This window comes from Leisingera aquaemixtae (genome assembly GCF_019801145.1).
GTDB lineage: Bacteria > Pseudomonadota > Alphaproteobacteria > Rhodobacterales > Rhodobacteraceae > Leisingera > Leisingera aquaemixtae_A.
The window spans coordinates 76636-91265 of the sequence record NZ_JAHVJQ010000008.1; the positions used below are offsets into that span (position 1 = coordinate 76636).

Annotated in this window: 14 protein-coding genes; 5 read left to right on the forward strand and 9 right to left on the reverse strand. The window is 63.8% G+C overall.

All coding sequences use genetic code 11. The features are described from left to right. The 8 genes from KUW17_RS17105 to KUW17_RS17140 all read right to left on the reverse strand — a co-directional run bounded on the left by KUW17_RS17105 (window position 1) and on the right by KUW17_RS17140 (window position 8004). Window positions 1-459, reverse strand: a complete 459-nt coding sequence (locus KUW17_RS17105; protein ID WP_222481326.1) for a (2Fe-2S)-binding protein — start codon at window positions 457-459, stop codon at window positions 1-3. 189 nt (window positions 460-648) lie between these two features. Next, window positions 649-1638 (reverse strand): enoyl-CoA hydratase/isomerase family protein, encoded by a 990-nt coding sequence (locus KUW17_RS17110; protein ID WP_222481328.1) that lies wholly within the window; start codon window positions 1636-1638, stop codon window positions 649-651. A gap of 38 nt (window positions 1639-1676) precedes the next feature. Continuing rightward, window positions 1677-2321, reverse strand: a complete 645-nt coding sequence (locus KUW17_RS17115; RefSeq protein ID WP_134830501.1) for an ABC transporter ATP-binding protein — start codon at window positions 2319-2321, stop codon at window positions 1677-1679. Next, window positions 2314-3102 (reverse strand): ABC transporter ATP-binding protein, encoded by a 789-nt coding sequence (locus KUW17_RS17120; protein WP_222481330.1) that lies wholly within the window; start codon window positions 3100-3102, stop codon window positions 2314-2316. Before KUW17_RS17120 ends, KUW17_RS17115 begins: the two co-directional genes overlap by 8 nt. Continuing rightward, window positions 3095-4054: a branched-chain amino acid ABC transporter permease gene (locus KUW17_RS17125; RefSeq protein WP_222481331.1), complete on the reverse strand. Its 960-nt coding sequence runs from the start codon at window positions 4052-4054 to the stop codon at window positions 3095-3097. Before KUW17_RS17125 ends, KUW17_RS17120 begins: the two co-directional genes overlap by 8 nt. Further along, window positions 4054-4950 carry a branched-chain amino acid ABC transporter permease gene (locus KUW17_RS17130; protein WP_211038084.1) on the reverse strand — a complete coding sequence of 299 codons (897 nt, stop codon included), beginning with the start codon at window positions 4948-4950 and terminating at the stop codon, window positions 4054-4056. The genes KUW17_RS17125 and KUW17_RS17130 overlap by 1 nt, the downstream gene beginning before the upstream one ends. Window positions 4951-5027: 77 nt before the next feature. Continuing rightward, on the reverse strand, window positions 5028-6332 hold the full coding sequence (locus tag KUW17_RS17135; protein ID WP_134830498.1) for an ABC transporter substrate-binding protein: 1305 nt from the start codon (window positions 6330-6332) through the stop codon (window positions 5028-5030). A gap of 13 nt (window positions 6333-6345) precedes the next feature. Continuing rightward, complete coding sequence (locus KUW17_RS17140) at window positions 6346-8004, reverse strand: FAD-dependent oxidoreductase (protein WP_222481333.1); 1659 nt, start codon at window positions 8002-8004, stop codon at window positions 6346-6348. Between the two features lie 287 nt (window positions 8005-8291). Here KUW17_RS17140 and KUW17_RS17145 point away from each other — a divergent pair, with 287 nt between their 5' ends. Next, complete coding sequence (locus KUW17_RS17145) at window positions 8292-9905, forward strand: sigma 54-interacting transcriptional regulator (protein ID WP_222481336.1); 1614 nt, start codon at window positions 8292-8294, stop codon at window positions 9903-9905. Between the two features lie 80 nt (window positions 9906-9985). Here the strand turns inward: KUW17_RS17145 and KUW17_RS17150 are convergent, their stop codons facing one another. Beyond that, window positions 9986-10372, reverse strand: coding sequence for a RidA family protein (locus KUW17_RS17150; protein ID WP_222481338.1), 387 nt, complete (start codon window positions 10370-10372; stop codon window positions 9986-9988). 128 nt (window positions 10373-10500) lie between these two features. On the opposite strand from KUW17_RS17150, the gene KUW17_RS17155 reads away from it, so the two are divergent. The 4 genes from KUW17_RS17155 to KUW17_RS17170 are packed head-to-tail and all read left to right on the forward strand — an operon-like array spanning window position 10501 to window position 14628. Continuing rightward, window positions 10501-11196, forward strand: a complete 696-nt coding sequence (locus KUW17_RS17155) for a glutamine amidotransferase-related protein (RefSeq protein ID WP_222481340.1) — start codon at window positions 10501-10503, stop codon at window positions 11194-11196. After that, window positions 11193-11984: a creatininase family protein gene (locus KUW17_RS17160; protein WP_222481342.1), complete on the forward strand. Its 792-nt coding sequence runs from the start codon at window positions 11193-11195 to the stop codon at window positions 11982-11984. The genes KUW17_RS17155 and KUW17_RS17160 overlap by 4 nt, the downstream gene beginning before the upstream one ends. After that, window positions 11981-13222 (forward strand): amidohydrolase family protein, encoded by a 1242-nt coding sequence (locus KUW17_RS17165; RefSeq protein WP_222481344.1) that lies wholly within the window; start codon window positions 11981-11983, stop codon window positions 13220-13222. Before KUW17_RS17160 ends, KUW17_RS17165 begins: the two co-directional genes overlap by 4 nt. Next, the gene (locus KUW17_RS17170) at window positions 13219-14628 is read left to right on the forward strand and encodes an FAD-binding oxidoreductase (protein WP_261397260.1); all 1410 of its coding nucleotides are present in this window, start codon (window positions 13219-13221) and stop codon (window positions 14626-14628) included. Before KUW17_RS17165 ends, KUW17_RS17170 begins: the two co-directional genes overlap by 4 nt. Window positions 14629-14630 lie beyond the last annotated feature (2 nt).

A 14630-nucleotide genomic window follows, 5' to 3' on the forward strand; every position in this document is an offset into this window, starting at 1 on the left:
TCAGGCCTCCAGCATCTTGGCTGCGTTGTGGATCGCCTTGCGGATGCGCACGTAGGTGGCGCAGCGGCAGGCGTTGCCGGCCATCGCGTAGTCGATATCTTCATCCGTCGGGTTGGGGATTTCGGTCAGCAGGGCGGCGGCGGCGATGATCTGGCCGGACTGGCAGTACCCGCACTGGGGCACGTCGATGTCGACCCAGGCCTTGCGCACCGCGTCGGCCTCGGGGCCTTCGAGCGCCTCGATGGTGACAACGTCGGAGCCATCGAGCGCCTCCACCGGGGTCACGCAGGAGCGCACCAGCATGCCGTCGACCATGACTGTGCAGGCGCCGCATTGGGCAATACCGCAACCGAATTTGGTGCCGGTCAGGCGCAGATCGTCGCGCAGCGCCCAAAGCAGCGGCGTGTCGCCGGGGACGTCGAGTGTGACGTCCTTTCCGTTGATGGTGAGGTCAGTCATTTTTGGGGTGTCCTCCTTTGGCTGGTCCTGGAGATTGGCTTCAACGCCTTTTGGCGCTGCCCTGCCGAGAGTGGCAGGGCCGAGGTTGGGGCGGTTCGCGCTTACCGTTTCACCGCAGGTTTCGAATCGCAACCGGTATACTTTTAGTAACCTTGTGGCCACACAAAGCCCGCGAAGCAGGGCCAGGGCCTAGAGGCTGACTTCCGGAGACGCGAAAGTGATTGGTTTCCAGTTGGGATTGCGGTCCTTCTCAATGATCGCGGCCCGCACGCCTTCGAGAAAGTCGCCTTCGGCCAGACAGTATGACGCGGCGTTCAGATCGCGGGCCAGACAGCGGAGCAAGCTGGAATCTTGCCGCGCTGCATCCAGCAGTTTCAATGTGAGCTGGAGGGAAATCGGCGAGGCTCGGCGCAATGCAGCGGCTGCATTTTGCGCCCAATCCTGGCGATTCTGCTCCAGCCGCTCAGCGATTGCTTCGGGCAGCTGCCCTGCGAACGTCTCCGCCGCGGCTTGAGGATCGGGCAGGGTTCCGGGACCGGGCGGTTCGCTGAAAGCCGCGATCGGGCTTGTGTCCGCCGCTTCCATCAATGCGCTGGTCAGCGCTGGCAGCTGGTCGGAGGGCACAAAACTGTCTGCGAGTCCCAGCGCGATGCAGTCGGCGGGACCAAGCCGAAGCCCGGTCAGCGCAATCAGCCGCGCCAGCCCTTCGGGAGCACGGGCCAGCAGGTGGCTGGCGCCCACGTCGGGCACCAGGCCGATGCCGCATTCGGGCATCGCCAGTAAGGTGCGTTCGGTGACGACACGGTGCGCGCCATGGGCCGAGATGCCGACGCCGCCACCCATCACAATCCCGTCCATCAGCGCCACATAGGGGGTGCTGAGGCCGGCAATCTGGGCGTTCAGAGCATAGTTTTCTGCCCAGAAATCGGTGCAATAGGCGTTATTGCCCGCAGTGCCCTCGGCATAAAGCCGGGCCACGTCGCCACCGGCGCAGAAGGCCCTGTCCCCGGCGGCATCGGCGACGACCAGCTTTACCCCTGGGTCGGCTTCCCATTCCGACAGGATGCGCGACATGCGCTGCACCATTTCACGGGTCAGGGCGTTCAGCGCCTTGGGGCGGTTCAGGGTGATCCGCGCGGCGGCGCCAGCTTTGGTTTCTTTAACTTCGGGTTCCAGCATTCCGGTCTCCTTTGGCTTGAACCAGTTGCGGGAAGTGGTCACGCGGGATGCGTGGCCCCGCGTTCGATGCGGTAGCTGCGGTCCAGCAGGTCGGCGCAGTGGTGATCGTTGGATTCCGCGATCAGGATCGACATGCCTTCGGACTTCAGGTCCCGCAGGATTTCCGAGATCCGCCGCGCCAGCACCGGGGCGATGCCCTCGGAGGGCTCATCCAGCAGGATCAGCCGCCCGCCCATCATCAGGGCGCGGGCCAGCGCTGCCAGTTTCTGTTGGCCGCCGGACAGCGAGGTGGCGCTGCGGCCGCGGAACTCGCGCACCTCGGGCATCAGGTCATAAATCCATTTCAGCCGGTCCTGATAGTCGGGGATGTCTACCGCCCAGACCGGCATCATGATGTTTTCCTCGGCCGAAAGCTGCGGTACCAGCTTGCGGTCCTCGGGCATGTAGCCGATGCCGATGCGGGCGCGGTCTTGCGGCGGGGTGGCGGGCAGCTGGTAATGGTCAAAGCTCATCGTGCCGGACTGTGCCGCCAAGAGCCCCATGATCGCGCGCATCATCGTGGTCTTACCCGCGCCGTTGGGGCCGATCAGGCCGATCATCTCGCCGGTCTTCACCGTCAGCGCGCTGTCGCGCAGGATCGGCACCGGGCCGATGGAAACGTTCAGGTTACTGATCTCAAGCATAGGCTGTCTCCGCCTTTTGGGTTGGGGCGTGGGTGTCGCCGATCACCAGTTCCCGCACCTTGGGATCGATCAGCGCCCGGGCGGGCGGGGCGTCGCAGATCACCTCGCCCGAGAAGAAGGCCAGCACCCGGTCGACGTAGCGTTCGACGATCTCCATGTCGTGCTCGATGAACAGGACGGTGGTCCCGGAGGCCTTGAGCGCCGACATCACCGTGTCCATGATGGCGAACTTCTCCTCGGCGGCGACGCCGGAGGTGGGTTCGTCCAGCAGCAGCATCTTGGGGCCGCTGACCACCGCCATGGCGATGTCGAGCAGTTTGCGCGAGCCCTGCGAAAGCGCGCTGGCCTCGTGATCGGCCACATCCGACAGGCCGTAGCGGGCCATTATGGCGTCGCATTCCGCCAGCAGGTCCGGGCCGGCGATGGGACGCAGCAGCGCGCCGCCCTTGCGCCGGGCCAGCGCCAGCGCCGACAGCAGGTTCTGCCGCACGCTGAGGGTCATGAACACCTGGCTGACCTGGAACGAGCGGGTGAGGCCCTGATGCACTGCCAGCCGCGGCGCGATGCCGGTGATGTCTTTGCCGCGGAACCGAATGGTGCCGCCCGAGGGTTTCAGGTAGCCGGTGACCATGTTGACGAAAGTGGTCTTGCCCGCACCGTTGGCTCCGATCACGCCGACCACCTGGCCTGCGGGGATGTCGACGTTGATGTCCTTGGCCGCGGTCACGGCGCCAAAGGATTTCTGCAGGTCCGTGACGGACAGGATGGGCGTATCAGTCATGACGGAGCCTCCGGATAAGGGGGATGCGTTCCAGCAGCGACCAGATACCGCCGGGCAGGAAGAAGATGATCAAGAGCAGCGTGCCGCCGACGATCAGCTGCCAGGCGTGAGGGGCGATTTCGAACGCGTAGGTGCGCAGGAACTCAAAGATGATGGCGCCGATGAATGGGGCCAGCACGCTGCCCGGTCCGGCCATGATGGTGATGAAGACCAGCTCGCCCGAGACGGTCCAGTAGACCATGCTGTCGGGATCGACCTGTCCCAGCGCCATCGCCATCATGCCGCCCGCGGCGCCGGCCAGAGCAGCCGAGATCACGTATTTGATGTGAATGGCCTGCGCCACCGAATAGCCCAGGTATTCCACCCGGATCTCATTGTCGCGGATCGCGGTGGTCAGCCGTCCTAGGGTCGACCGCAGATACATCTGCACCAGCACCGCCAGCGTCAGGCAGACGGCGATGATGGCCGTAAACAGCACCTGCTTGCCTTCGGGCGCCCAGCCCAGGAAGGTGGTCTGCGACACCGAGAAACCATCGGTGGATCCCAGCGCCTCGGTCTTGACCAGGATGCCGTAGAGAACCATCGAAAACGCCAGCGACAGCATCGCAAAGAAGATGTCGCGGTAGCGGCGCAGGATGAAGCCGAGGGCAAAGCCCGCGATGACCGCGGCCAGCATGGCGATGATGATGCGCAGGGCAAAATCGCTGAGGCCCAGCCATTGCTCGGACAGCGCCACCGCATAGGCGCCAAGCCCGAAGTAGAGCCCGTGGCCGAAGGACATCAGCCCCGTGCGCCACAGCACCAGAAGCCCTAGCACAGCAGCGCCGCGGGCCAGGCCGAACATCATGTTGTTGACGACCCAGGCCGGCAGCATCAGCCCGGCCGCAGCCAGCGCCAGCAATGCTAGTGCGGTCAGCCGCACTGTCTTGTCGGATAGAATTTCTTGCAGCATCAGATTTTCCTCGCCTTGGCCGGTGCGAACAGCCCCTCGGGGCGCACGATCAGAACTGCGGACATCACCAGGAAGATCACGAACAGTTCCAGCTCCGGCAGCTTGTGGACCGCCAGCGCGCGCAGCAGGCCGACCAGCAGCGCGCCGATCAGCGCGCCGGGGATCGAGCCCATGCCGCCGATCACAACAACGGCAAAGCTGAGCACGATGACATCGACCGCAAAGCCGGGCGCCACCGACACGGTGGGTGCGATATAGGCGCCGCCAAGCGCACCCAGAACGGCGCCAGCGCAGAATGTGACGACGAACAGGCGGCGCACGTTGATGCCGACGATCAGCGCCATCTCGCGGTCATGGATGACGGCGGTGATCAGCTTGCCCCAGCGGGTGCGGGTCAGCATCCACCAGCTGCCTGCAGCGACGAGCAGCGCGACGCCAAACAGGGTCAGCGAGTAGACGTCGCGGAAGATGCCGCCCATCTCGACGCTGCCGAGGGCCACCATTGGCTGATAGGCGAAATAGGGGTTCACTCCGAAGATCAGCAGGATCAGATCCTCGAGGATCAGGAACACCCCGAAAGTGGCCAGCACGATCAGGATTTCCTCGTGATCGTACAGCCTGCGCAGCACGATCCGCTCGATCAAAAGGCCCAGCACGATGCCGACGGCCAGCGCCGATCCGGCGATGATCAGGAAACCGAACCAATCGGGAAAGCCCATCTCGGATGCGGAGCCGATGAAATAGGCGGCGGTGTAGGCACCCCAGGCGTAAAAACCGCCGTGGGCCACGTTCAGGATCTTCATCACCCCGAAGATGATGGTGAGACCCGCCGCAACGATGAACAGGTATGAAGCATAGACCAGCCCGTCCAGCAGTATGGTAAACAGTAGTTGCATGAGTATTTTCCTCCTCCCTTCTTCTCCAGCAGCGGACAGGGCAGGGCCGCCCCGCCCGCCACCGGGGAGAGCCGGGGTCAGCAGCTGGCGCCGGGCATGCCGGCCTCAAGCCATTCGATGCCTGACTGGCCTTCGGGCGGCATGATGCAATTAGCGGGGTAGAACACGACGTCGGTGGCAACCGGTTCGCCGCTGTCCTTGTTCCAGCCGGTGATGCCATAGCCCACCGGATGCACTGCTTGGTGGCCGCCACCGAGCGTCATCGAAATGCGGCCGCCGAAGCTGTCCCATTCAAGTCCTGTCAAGGCGTCGATGACCTGCGCTTGCCCCGGGAAACCGCCGACTGCCTCCGCGGCTTTGTCCATCGCGATCTTCAGCGCCAGGATGGACTGGGCGTACTGATAGGACGGCCCCAGCGGGTATTCGCCGTATTTTTCCTTGTAGTGGTCGACGAACCAGCGGTTCAGCGGCGTGTCCATGTCGCGCACCAGGAGGCCGTATTCGCCGCGGGTGCCCATCACTACGCCTTCGGGAAAGCCCTTGCCCAGGCGATCCACTGCCGAGGCGCCGAGCGTCGAGATGAAGGTTTTCTGCCGGAAGAAGCCGCGCACGTTGGCCTGCAGAACAAAGGCCTCCATGTCGCCGTCCCAGAAGCTGGAATGCACCAGCGGCGCCTTGTCGAGCGACAAGGTGGAAATCTCGGTGCCGAACTGGCCCGCGAACAGTTTCGGGAACTGTGGGTTGTCGGAGGCCTTGGTGTCCGGGTTGATGGTCTCCATCGCCAAGTCAAAGAACTTGTAGCTGTCCTGGCCCCAGGCGTAATTCTGGTTGATGCCGGTATAGGCAGGCGCATCGCCGAACTTGTCGCGAACATAGAGCGCGGCAGCAACGCCATCGCCAACCGCGTGGCCGGTGGTGCGGAAGACGTATTCCTTGCCGCCCTCCTCGAACAGACGTGGCGAACCGCAGACCGGGATGATGGTCAGCGTCTTCAGCTCTTCGGCGACCGGCGCCACCGACAGGCAGGACCCCGACGAGATATAGCCGATCACTGCGTCCACGCCCTGTTTCTGGACAAGGTTGCGGTATTCAGCGACTTGCTTGGTATTGCCGCCGGCCTCGTCCACGAAAATCGGGGCAAGCCGCGCCCCGGCAAAACCGGGGGTATTATAGGGGGCGGGCAGCTCGCCTGCGTTGATTGCTTCAATGACCAGTTCGGCGCCCTGGTGGCCCGGTACACCGAACGGCCCGGCGGCGGGGCCGGACAGAAAGGTAACGATGCCGACCTTGAATTCCTCCTTGGCGGCTGCGGGTAGCGCATTGAGCGCGGTGCTGGCCGCAAGGCCGAAGACGCAGGCAAGTTTCAACAGGTTGGGTTTCATGGATTTTCCTCCCTTACAGTGCTGCGGCCAGGGGGTGTTTCCCCAGCGCGATGTCGTGGATTTCCAGCCCTGCGCCGTTGAGGCGCACGGCCTGTTTGCGCTGCCATTCGCCGGTCTCTTCCGGGAAGTCGCTGCGCATGTGGGTGCCGCGGGATTCCTGCCGCCGCCGCATCGCCAGGCACATGGCCTCGGCCAGGCGGGCGACCCGGGCCAGACGCTGGACCTCGGCAAAGCCGTCGAGATCGTCCCAACCCAGTCCGGCGATCTCGCCCTGCAGGGTTCGGATCTGCGCAAGCGTTTCCGCCAGCAGCGCGTCGGAGCGGGCAGGGCCCAGGCCTTTCTGGGTGAGCTGGCGCACCTGTGCCAGCAGGCCCGCGGGGAGGGCGCCGTTGCCCGCGCGCCGGGCTGGGGGCGGATAGTCGGTGGAACGCGCCATGTTGGAACGCGGCTGCAGATTGGTGGCCGCGTGGCGGCCGGAGATGGCGCCATAGGTCATCGCCTCGACCAGCGCGGTGCCGCCGTGGCGGTTGGCGCCGTGCAAACCGCCGGCCACCTCGCCCACCGCATAGACGCCGGGGATCGAAGTTTGACCGTCGGTGTCCACCCGCACGCCGCCGATGGTGTAGTGCGACGAGGGCGAGATCCGGACCGGGCGCTCGCGGTAATCCGGCACGTGTTTGGACAGGAAGGTCGCGGTCAGCGAGTCCGGCGCCCATTCGGCGTCCTGGGTTTCGCGGAAGTCGATGAAGACCTCGCGCCCCTCGATGATCTCCGACTGGATGATGAAACTGAGGAAGTCCCAGTTGTGCAGCGCGGCCAGCGCCGACTGGCCGGGGCCCATGTGTTTCAGGATCAGGTCCTCGCCGTCGGAATTCACCAGCTTGGCGGTGGAAGGGTAGTCCGGGTAGAGGAAGATCGCGGGTGCGCCTTCTTCGTTCACCGCCAGCGGGTAGAACTGGATGAACTCCATGTCGACCAGCTCGGCACCCGCTTCCAGCGCCATCGATTGGCCGTCGCCCAAGAGGTTCTGCGGGGTGTCGGTGAACTCATAGACGCCCTGCATCCCGCCGGTGGCCAGGATCACTGCCCGGGCGGCGATTTTCACTGGAGAGCCGTCCAGATCGGCCCAGACGCTGGGTCCCTCGCGGTGCAGCGACAAGGCGCTGCCCTTGATCCGGCGCACGCTGCTGGATTTGACCGCCTTGCGCAGTTGCGAGAATAGCGCCGTGCCGTGGGTGGAGGAGAACTCCATCATCAGCCCGGTCATGTCTTCCGCACCGTCGCTGCCGTAGGTTTCGTCCAGGATGTCTTTGCCGCGCATTCCGGTGGACCGCCGCACCCGGTAGCCGCGCGGGGCGCGGTCGACGGGGATGCTGTATTTTTCGATGATCGCGCCCATTTCGGCGGGCGCCTCATCCACCAGCCGACGCAGCAGGGCGGTGTCGCACAGCCCCTTGCCGGTCACGTCGGACATGGCATCAAAGACCTCCTCCTTCGGGAAGCCGTCATGCGCGGCATAGGTCAGGAAGCCGGTGGAGATCGCGGTCGAAGAGGCCTGCCCGTTGAACAGCAGGACAACATCGGCGCCCGCTTCGCTTGCTGCCAGGGCCGCGACCTGGCCTGCGCTGCCTTCTCCTATGACGAGAACGTCGGTTTCGATGATATTAGTCACTTGTTCCTCCTGATGTCTCAGCTTCAAGGCTACGGCTGCGGGGCGGCGGGGCCGCTGCTGAACCGGGGCAGGAGGCAGAAATATTATCCTTTATTTATTAGTGGCTTGCGGAGCTTTCGTCTGACTGGCGCAAGTGATTGGTGTCAAAATTGAACCTATATGATATCAAAAATGACACCAAGTCGGGCTCGGGAGGCACTGGCATGAAACGCGAATCGGATATTCTGGACATGTTGCCCTTTGGGGTGCTCAGGCTGCAGGGGGAGCGGATCACCTATGCCAACCGGATGCTGCGCAGCCTGTTTGACGGCGGGCTGACGACGCTGTCTGAACTCGCCGACCGATATCCGGAGCTGGAGGATCTGCGCCGCCGCGACGGGGCGGAGCAGGCGCCGGCCTGGATCACCATCAACGCCTCGGTGTTTTGCGTAGCCAGCGTCCGGCGCGACACTGCGGTGGAGCATTATTTCCTGCCTAGCTGGTTCGTCTCGGCCACCGACGAAGGGCTGAAGGCGCTGCAGGATAATTTCGACGATTTCGTCGAAATCTTTGAAAACTGCTTTGATGGCATCTACGTCGCGGACGGGGCGGGACGCACCCTGTGGATGAACGCCGGTTTCGAGCGCTGTTACGGCCTGAGCGCCCGTAACTTCCTGGGGCGCGACGCCAGCAAACTGGAACGCGAGGGGTATCTCGATCCGCTGATCACCTGGAAGATCATCACCACCAAAAAGCGCCAAACCGCGCTGCAAACAACGAAATCCGGGCGCAAGGTACTGGCCACCGGCATCCCGCTGATGGCGCCGGACGGCACGGTGCGGCGGGTCATCATCAATTCGCGCGACACGACTGAGCTGATTGAAATGCAGGGTAAGCTGACGGCTGCTGAACAGGAGATCCGAAACTACGAAAGCGAGTTGCGGGAAATCCGCGAGAACGCGGCGCAGGATGGTGAGTTGTTCTGGGCCAGCGAGGACATGCAGGAGACCGTCCGTCTTGCGATGCGGGTGGCGCGCACAGATGCGGCGGTGCTTATCAGCGGCCCGTCGGGTGTTGGCAAACGCAAGCTCGCGGATTTGATCTTCCGTTACAGCAAGCGCAGCCGCAAGCGGCTGCTGCGCTTCGGATTTGGCGGCTTACCGGAAGCCGCGGTTATGGAGGAGCTGTTCGGCAAGGAGGCAGCCGAGGCTGGCCGTGACGAGGGTCTGCTGGCGCGGGCAGTTGGCGGCACCATGATCTTGGAGCGGGTCGACCTGATGCCGCCGCGGGTTCAGGAAAGGCTGTCCTCTTGGCTGCGTACAGGAAAATCACGCCCTGGCCGCGAAGGCAGGGACCTGCGGTTGATCGCAACCAGCCGCGGCGATTTGAGCACGATGGTTAACGCGGGCAGATTCCGTGAAGATTTGTACTACCGCCTTGCAGTTGCTGAGATATGCATTCCGCCTTTGCAAGACCGCGTCGCGGACATTGCCGGGCTTGCGCAGCATTTCCTGGAAGCTTTCAACAAGCTGCACGGTGCGGAAAAATACTTTGACCGCGCGGCAATTAACCGTTTGGCGCGCTGGACCTGGCCGGGCAACGTTCGGGAGCTGCGGACCATGGTCGAGCGGATGGTTGTCACCGGGGAGGAGGCACGCATATCAGCGGCCATGGTTGAAGCCGCCTTTGCCGGAGCGACAAATCCGGTGATCCCGCTGGGTGGGATGTCAGGCCGGGTGCCAGCCGAAGAAGTGCGCGACAGGGTCCGGGCCTTTGAGGCTGATCTGCTGCACGATCAGGTAGCCCGCGCGGGCAGTATTCAAAAGGCCGCCGATGCGACCGGTATCAGCGTTTCCACGATCAAGCGGAAGCTTGCCTGGAGGAAGGTCTCGGAGGCAGCCGGGACAAAATTGCCAGAATGACCCCGCCTGGCGCCGGGCGCGGCCTTTCAGCAGAGCGGGCTTCGGTCCACATCATGCTCCTAGGCCGCGAGCAGACCTGCCTACTTCGCGGCGATGACCTCTACTTCGACCTTGAACTCTTCGCGTGTGAACCCGGAAACGATCAGCAGGGTTGAGCTGGGGATCCGCCCGGTTCCGGCTAGGAATTCATCCCGCGCGCGCATGTAGCCTGACATGTGATCGCGGCTGGTGACATAGGCCGAGATATGGGCGACGTCGGAGGGCGCCATACCTCCTTCACGCAGGATTTCCCGGATGTTTTCGAAGCAGATCAAGGCTTGGTCATAGCTGCTTTCGGGGATCGAATCATCCGGCCGGATGCCAAGCTGACCGGAGGTCACAACGACCCGTTTCCCAGCCGGAATTTCAGTGCCCTGCGCGTAGGCAGCGAAAGGAGGCCGAATAGTGGCTGGGTTTAAAGCTTTCATTTTATGTCCTTTTTTCTGAACTCTCAAAAGGCTTGCAAGAGGGCAAAGAGTTTGCAAGCCTAAAGACACTCTCTGGCACAGATCAACATCAGGGCCACGCAAAACCAATTCTCTGAAGGAGGGGGAATATGGCACCGCGTGTCCTTTTGGTGCGCCATGGCGATGAGCCTGCCGATGACCGTGTGGTCACCTGGCTGGCGGCGAACGGCTATGAGGCCGTGACCCGGAAACCTTTTGCGGGCGACCGCCTCGATGATGTGGGCCAGGTCAAGGCATCGGTGATCTACGGCGGTCTGTTCGACGTCTTTGAGACAGCCAAATACCCGTTCTTGCTGGAGGAAGACCACTGGATCGCGCAGTGCCTGGAGAAAGGCATCCCGCTGCTCGGTATCTGCCAGGGGTGCCAGCAGATCGCCTATCATCTTGGCGCTTGGGCGGGGGCGCCGGAGCGGGAATTCTTCGAGTTCGGCTATTACCCGGTTGAACCCGCTGAGGAGGCCGGAGAGTTCCTGGAGGCACCGCTGGTCGTCACCCAGGCACATTACCACACATTTGACTTGCCCGAGGGCGCGGTCCGGCTTGCCGGAAATTCAGAATACCCGAACCAGGCCTTCCGCTATGGCGAAAACGTCTTTGGCTTCCAGTTCCACGCCGAAGTGACACCGGCCGGCTTCCGCCGCTGGCAGGACAGCAAAGCGCATGTTTACGGGCGGCCCGGGGTTCAGGACGTGCAATCCCAGAACCGGCTTATGGCGGCTCATGATGCGGAGCAGGCGCGCTGGTTCAACGGGTTTCTTGACAGTTTTCTGGGGCAGGCAGCATGAGCGTTCAGGGACATTGGGCTGAGCTGAAGGCGCCGGATTTCCAGGCTTTGCCGGCGGATTGCGTGGCGGTGCTGCCGCTGGGCGCGACCGAGCAGCATGGACCGCATCTGCCGCTGTCGGTCGATACGGACCTGACGCAGGCGGCGGTTAGGCTGATGCTGGCGGATCTCAGCCCTGAGCAATCGGTTCTGGTGCTGCCCGCGCTGACTATCACCAAGAGCAACGAGCACGACCGCTTTGCCGGGTCGCTGAGCCTGTCACCGGAGACGCTGCTGGCGGTGCTGCGTGACATCGGTGCCTCGGTGGCTCGTGCAGGGGTTGCCAGGCTGGTGTTGTTCAACGGGCATGGCGGCAATACCGCGCTGCTGCAGGTGGCAGCGCGTGAATTGCGCATCAGCCACGATCTGATCATGGCCGTTTGCTCATGGTCGGGCTTTGCTGAATCGGAGGGTCTTTTCGAACCCGGCGCTTATGCGGTGGACCTGCATGCGGGCGACAGTGAGACTTCGGCGATGCTGGCCGCCCGGCCCGATCTAGTGGACATGGGCAAGGCAAAGAATTTCCGCACCGCAATGGAGGACTGGGCCGGGAATTTCCGTTTTATCGGACTAACCGGCCAGCCGGCTGCGCCGGGCTGGATTGCCGGCGATCTGAACCCCGAGGGGGTGTGCGGCGATGCCTCCGCGGCCACCGTGGCAAAGGGGGAGGCGATGCTGGCCTCTGCCGGACGCAACTTCGCGCTGTTTCTTGCGGAGTTTGCCCGCTTTGATCACAGGAACGGCTCATGAGGGATACCCTTCCTGCAGATGCGCGCCTGCCCGGTGTGCTTATCCCGGCTGCACTGATCGCTGCAGCAGACCGGTTCGGCGGGCAGTTGTACGGCGATTGCCTGGCGGGTGACCTTGTGCTGCGGGACGGCCGGGCGGCTGGACTTGAACCGGCCACGGTTCCGCCAGAGCGGTTGGTGCTGCCCAAGTTTACCGAGCCGCATGTGCATCTCGACAAATGCCACACCATTGACCGGATGCAGGGGATCGGCGGCGGGCTGGGTGATGCAATCGCCGCACAGGCGCAGGACCGCAGGATATGGACAGCCGAAGACATCCATCGGCGGGCGGGTCGCGGACTGCAGGAGCTGCTGTCGGCAGGCTGTGCCACTGTTCGCACGCACGTCGATTGGGGTATCAGCCCGGACCCGGCGGCTGCACCATTAGCCTGGGACATCCTGCGGGAACTGAGGGAAGAGGCCCCGGCAGGAGTGATCCTGCAACGGGCGGCGCTGACCGGTGCCGATATGATGGCCGACATCAGCTATGCCCGTGCCTGCGCCCGCCGGGTGGCACAGGGCGGTGGCGTTCTGGGCGCCTTTGTGCTGGGCCAGCCTGAGCGGCAGGCCGGCATTCTCAACACCTTCCGTGCCGCGGAGGAAGCCGGGCTTGCGCTGGATTTTCACGTCGACGAGGGCCTTGCGCCCGGCCTCGACGGATTGGAGATGATCGCCGATGTGGCGCTGGAAACCGGGTTCCAGGGGCCGGTTCTGTGCGGCCATGCCTGCAGCCTGATGAACCGCACCGATGCAGAGGTGCAGCGGATCGCGGAGAAGCTGGCCCGTGCGGGGATTTCGGTGGCAGCACTGCCCGCCACCAACCTGTACCTGCAAGGGCGCAGCGCAGGCACCCCGGACCGCCGCGGGTTGACCCGAATCCATGAATTGCAGGCCGCAGGAGTCAATGTGGTGCTGGGCACCGACAACGTGCGTGACGCATTTTGCCCGCTGGGCAGCCACGATCCGCTGTCGACCCTCTCGCTGGCGGCACTGGCCGCGCATCTGGACCCGCCTTTTGGCAACCATCTTCCGATGATCACCACCGGCGCCCGCAAGGCGCTTGGCCTTGCGCCCGTAACCGTCGACGGGGCTGCAATCGGGGATCTGCAGCTGTTCGACGCTCTCTCGGTCACGGACATTCTGGGCAGCCGTGCTGCCCCGCAACCTCTGGCCGAGGCCTTGCAAGGAGAACAACAATGATAGAGATGCCGCTGGAACACCCCCGCACCGATTGGGCCGCATTTGCTGACAGCCTGTCGCCGGTGGAGGTGATTGACGAGCCGGTGCTTGTGAAGAAACGCTCGCGCGACTTTTTCTGGTACAGCCCGGTTCTGAACGCCCAGCTCAAGAAGTGCTTTGGCGATCTGGTTGCGGTGCCCAAAACCCCGGATGAAATGCGCCACTGCCTGCAGCGCGCCTTTGGGGCGGATGTTCCGGTCACCCTGCGCGGCGGCGGCACCGGCAATTACGGTCAGGCGGTGCCGCTGAAGGGCGGGCTGATCATCGAGACCACGAAGATGAACCGCATCCTGGAGGTCGGCGAGGGCTATGTGCGGGCCGAAGCCGGGGCGCTGATGGCCGATGTGAACGCTGCTCTGATTGAGCAGGGCTGGGAAATGTCGATGTTCCCTTCGACCCAGGACATTGCCACTATCGGCGGCTTCGTGGCCGGCGGATCAGCCGGGATCGGGTCGATCGCCAACGGCGCCCTGCGGGAAAAGGGCAATATCATCCAGCTCAAGGCGCTGTCGCTGGAAGCAGAACCGCAGGAGCATGCTTTTGACGCCGAAGCGGCGCTGCAGATCCACCACGCCTGGGGGCTGAACGGCGTAATCACCGAAGTCACCCTGCGCACGGTGCCGCACCGCAACTGGGTCGGCTGCATGGCCACCTTCGACAGCTACCGAGACTGCTATGCCGCGGGCTATGCGCTGGCGGCTGCGCCGGACATCGGCTGCAAGCTGGCCAGCACGGTCGAGGCGCGGATCGTTGACTACTTCCCGCGCCTCAAAGGGCACCTGCGGGAGGGCAGGCACCTGCTGGTCTCGCTTGTCCCGGCGGAGGATATGGATGCCTTCCGCGCGCTCATTGCGGCGCAGGGCGGCCATCTGGATCTGGCGATGAGTGATGCCGAGCGGCAGGCGGCAAAGCTGCCGCATGTTTTTGAGTTCGCGTATAACCATACGACCCTGCAGGTGCTGAAGGCGGACCGCTCGGCCACGTATCAGCAGATCGGGGTGCCGGATCCGTCGGACGCGGATGCGGTTGCCGCCGCGGGCGCGGCTTTGGGTGATGACGTCTGGCAGCACCATGAGTTTGCCCGGCTGGACGGCAGGATCGCCGCCTTTGATCTGCCGATCATCTGGTTCTCGGACGAGGTGCGGTTGCGCGAGATCAACAGCATCTACGAGCAGCACGGACACAGCGTAGCAGACGCGCATACCTATTTCGTCGAGGGCGGCGGGCTGAAGAACGCCGACTACCGGCACCTCGCGTGGAAAAAGCGCATGGACCCCAAGGGACTGCTGAACCCTGGCAAGTCACGGGCCTGGGAGAAGGTGAAACACCTCTCCGCTGAGGAAATCGAAGCAAAGGCAAAGGGCTGAGG

Excerpts from the sequence above, each read along its gene's own strand:
- KUW17_RS17135 (WP_134830498.1), bottom strand. The coding sequence starts at position 6,332 with ATGAAACCCAACCTGTTGAAACTTGCCTGCGTCTTCGGCCTTGCGGCC.
- KUW17_RS17145 (WP_222481336.1), top strand. The coding sequence starts at position 8,292 with ATGCTGCGCAGCCTGTTTGACGGCGGGCTGACGACGCTGTCTGAACTC.
- KUW17_RS17150 (WP_222481338.1), bottom strand. The coding sequence starts at position 10,372 with ATGAAAGCTTTAAACCCAGCCACTATTCGGCCTCCTTTCGCTGCCTAC.
- KUW17_RS17160 (WP_222481342.1), top strand. The coding sequence starts at position 11,193 with ATGAGCGTTCAGGGACATTGGGCTGAGCTGAAGGCGCCGGATTTCCAG.
- KUW17_RS17125 (WP_222481331.1), bottom strand. The coding sequence starts at position 4,054 with ATGCTGCAAGAAATTCTATCCGACAAGACAGTGCGGCTGACCGCACTA.
- KUW17_RS17165 (WP_222481344.1), top strand. The coding sequence starts at position 11,981 with ATGAGGGATACCCTTCCTGCAGATGCGCGCCTGCCCGGTGTGCTTATC.
- KUW17_RS17115 (WP_134830501.1), bottom strand. The coding sequence starts at position 2,321 with ATGCTTGAGATCAGTAACCTGAACGTTTCCATCGGCCCGGTGCCGATC.
- KUW17_RS17170 (WP_261397260.1), top strand. The coding sequence starts at position 13,219 with ATGATAGAGATGCCGCTGGAACACCCCCGCACCGATTGGGCCGCATTT.
- KUW17_RS17120 (WP_222481330.1), bottom strand. The coding sequence starts at position 3,102 with ATGACTGATACGCCCATCCTGTCCGTCACGGACCTGCAGAAATCCTTT.
- KUW17_RS17110 (WP_222481328.1), bottom strand. The coding sequence starts at position 1,638 with ATGCTGGAACCCGAAGTTAAAGAAACCAAAGCTGGCGCCGCCGCGCGG.
- KUW17_RS17105 (WP_222481326.1), bottom strand. The coding sequence starts at position 459 with ATGACTGACCTCACCATCAACGGAAAGGACGTCACACTCGACGTCCCC.
- KUW17_RS17130 (WP_211038084.1), bottom strand. The coding sequence starts at position 4,950 with ATGCAACTACTGTTTACCATACTGCTGGACGGGCTGGTCTATGCTTCA.
- KUW17_RS17155 (WP_222481340.1), top strand. The coding sequence starts at position 10,501 with ATGGCACCGCGTGTCCTTTTGGTGCGCCATGGCGATGAGCCTGCCGAT.